Origin of the sequence: Microbacterium paludicola, from assembly GCF_015235415.1 — a bacterium.
Taxonomy (GTDB): Bacteria; Actinomycetota; Actinomycetes; order Actinomycetales; family Microbacteriaceae; genus Microbacterium; species Microbacterium paludicola.
In genome coordinates this window covers 1-2,398 of sequence record NZ_JADGLL010000084.1, presented here as the reverse complement: position 1 = coordinate 2,398, position 2,398 = coordinate 1, and the positions used below count along the sequence as shown (strand labels likewise).

The window sequence follows — 2,398 nt, the reverse complement described above, 5'->3', positions numbered from 1 at the left end:
ACAGTCGCAACGTCTCCGGGCTCATCCCCAGCAGCCCAGCCACATGCCTAACCGCGCTCATCATCGTCGGGTGCGACGGCCGCGTCTCCGCGAGCATCCGCAACGCCCGCTCACGCATCTCCGGCGAATACTTCCTGTTCATCGTGTTCCATCCTTGCTTGAAGAACGGAACGAAAGTCAGGCCGATTCAATCTGCACCACGATCATCAACGACGGCGGCCCCGGCTGGCTGTACCTGCTGGTCCTGCTGTTCGTCTGGAACGCCTTCAAGTTCCTCTGGATCGGACCCGTTAGCCTCCTACTCATGGCGTCGAACCACTCACGCGCGAAGAACGCATGCCTGAACCACGAGCGACGCTGGCGCGTCTCCGGGCATGACCGGCCTCCTCGTGACAACCTAGACACAGGTGGGAGCTGGAGGTAAGCACCGACAGGAGGACCTGATGCGGCGCGCGAGAGTTGGTCGACGTGATGTCGGCGTTTCAGAGGTGCTTTCGTCCTACTGGCACTTCGCGGCTGAACGGCAGCACGTGTATCACGCGAGGTTACGTGGCGAACCTGGTCCGTGGACCGATGACGCAGTCCTCTCGAAGTATCGCTTCACTAACGCCTACCGCGCCGCCGACCGCGTGTCACAAGATCTGATACGTATCGCCTATGAGGGTCCTCAGGACCCCGAAAACCTCGTCTTGCGCGTTCTGCTATTTCGCTTCTTCAACAAGCCATCGACATGGGACGCGCTGGAATCTAGATTCGGCCAGATCACAACATCGACATTTGATGTCAATGCCTACAGCAAGGTTCTAGACGCAAAGATTGCTAGCGGCGAAAGAGTTTACTCTGCGGCGTACATCGTTCCACCACCGCCGTTCGGCGCGGTTCGGAAGCACCGCAACCATCTGTTGTTAACCGAGCACATGATGGGTTCCGGGGTAGCCGCGCAAATCGAGCATGCTAAGTCTCTTCGCGAGGTCTTTGAGACAATCTCGGCTTTTCCTTCACTCGGTCCCTTCCTCTCTTATCAGCTGGCGATCGACCTCAACTACACCTCGGTGATCGACTTTGATGAGAACGACTATGTCGTGCCTGGGCCGGGCGCACGCAGTGGAATCGCGAAGTGCTTTCCGCAGCTCAATGGCGTTTCTCCGGAAGACATCATCCGCTGGATGGTCGACACGCAAGAGGCACAGTTCGAAGAGCAAGGCATTGAGTTTGACGACCTGTTCGGCAGGGCTTTGACACTCATCGACTGCCAGAATCTGTTTTGCGAAACCGACAAGTACGCGCGAGTGATGCACCCCAATGTGCGCGGAGTCGGAAGCCGTAACAGAATCAAGCAGCAGTTCGCACCTCAAGGCCCTCCGGCAACGCCATTCTTTCCGCCAAAGTGGGGCATCAACCAGCGGGTGTCGGGCCGTTCGAGCACGCTCGCGTCAGTAATTTAGGCCGTCGGGCTCAGTGCTGCAACTGTTGAGGCCGTTCAAGATACTCGCGCGCGGCGGCAGCAAGTCTGCCGTCCCCAAGTGCGGCTAGCTTCTCGTCTAGGACCCCGGATTCGACTCCCCTTTGCGCGGACCAATATAGATCAATCATTCGAATGTAGGCGAGCAGGAGCGGGTCGGTGAGGTTGCAGTCGAGCGTCGAGAGGTCTTGGCCAGAGCGGATGCCGACCTCCAGACGCATCCACTCGTCCCACACGGCGGGCGCGTCCTCCCAGTCTGTATCAAACCGCGGCTGCTCCGCCTCGCCGGACGTCGCCCGGTTCGGTTGACTGGCTAAGAGACGCGAAGCCCTGTCGAAGTGGCGCTCGTAGAGATGTAGGGAAGAGCTAAAGAAAACCAGTCGCCCAGGCGCGCATCGGAGCCACCGCGCCATCACTTCAAGCAGTAATGTCCACTCGAAGGCGTTGATGCCGGAGAATCCCCACCATATGTCGGTGCTGCGGGCGGCAACGTGGAGGTTGAGACGCCCATCCCTCATGAGGAAGTGAAGCCAGTTGTTGCAAGGGATATCTCGACTCTCGACGAAGTCGCGATCCGGATCGTAGATGCTGGCGACGGCACGGCGTGAGAGTGGTTCTTCCCGGAGAATCTTTACGATCTCCGCAAGTTGATCCACGCCGTTCCAATTTCGGAGCCGCGGACCGTACCCAGCGCGCCATGTAAGGCCGTCGTCCGAGAAGTCGACCGCGCGCTCTAGATAAGCGCTGAGGAAGCTCAAGTCGTTTCGGCCCGCGATCACCCACATACTCTCCGCTATCGAGGCAAAAACGGGCTCTTCGGACTTCCGGTGGGGGTCATGGGGTGAGGCCGCCGGCGGCGAGGAGCATGCGGAGGCGGTAGTTGTGCCGGTTTCGGTAGCCGCGGGCGAGGCGGCGGTGGAGCTCGATGATCCCGTT

At 59.6% G+C, this 2,398-nt stretch carries 2 protein-coding genes; one reads left to right on the top strand and one right to left on the bottom strand.

All coding sequences use genetic code 11. The annotated features are described in order from the left end of the window. Positions 1 to 443: 443 nt before the first annotated feature. Positions 444 to 1,445 carry a nucleotide kinase domain-containing protein gene (locus tag IR155_RS15590; RefSeq protein ID WP_164479567.1) on the top strand — a complete coding sequence of 334 codons (1,002 nt, stop codon included), beginning with the start codon at positions 444 to 446 and terminating at the stop codon, positions 1,443 to 1,445. 10 nt (positions 1,446 to 1,455) lie between these two features. On the opposite strand, the gene IR155_RS15585 is transcribed toward IR155_RS15590, so the two are convergent. Continuing rightward, positions 1,456 to 2,259, bottom strand: coding sequence for a thymidylate synthase (locus IR155_RS15585; RefSeq protein ID WP_267899524.1), 804 nt, complete (start codon positions 2,257 to 2,259; stop codon positions 1,456 to 1,458). Between the last annotated feature and the right edge of the window lie 139 nt (positions 2,260 to 2,398).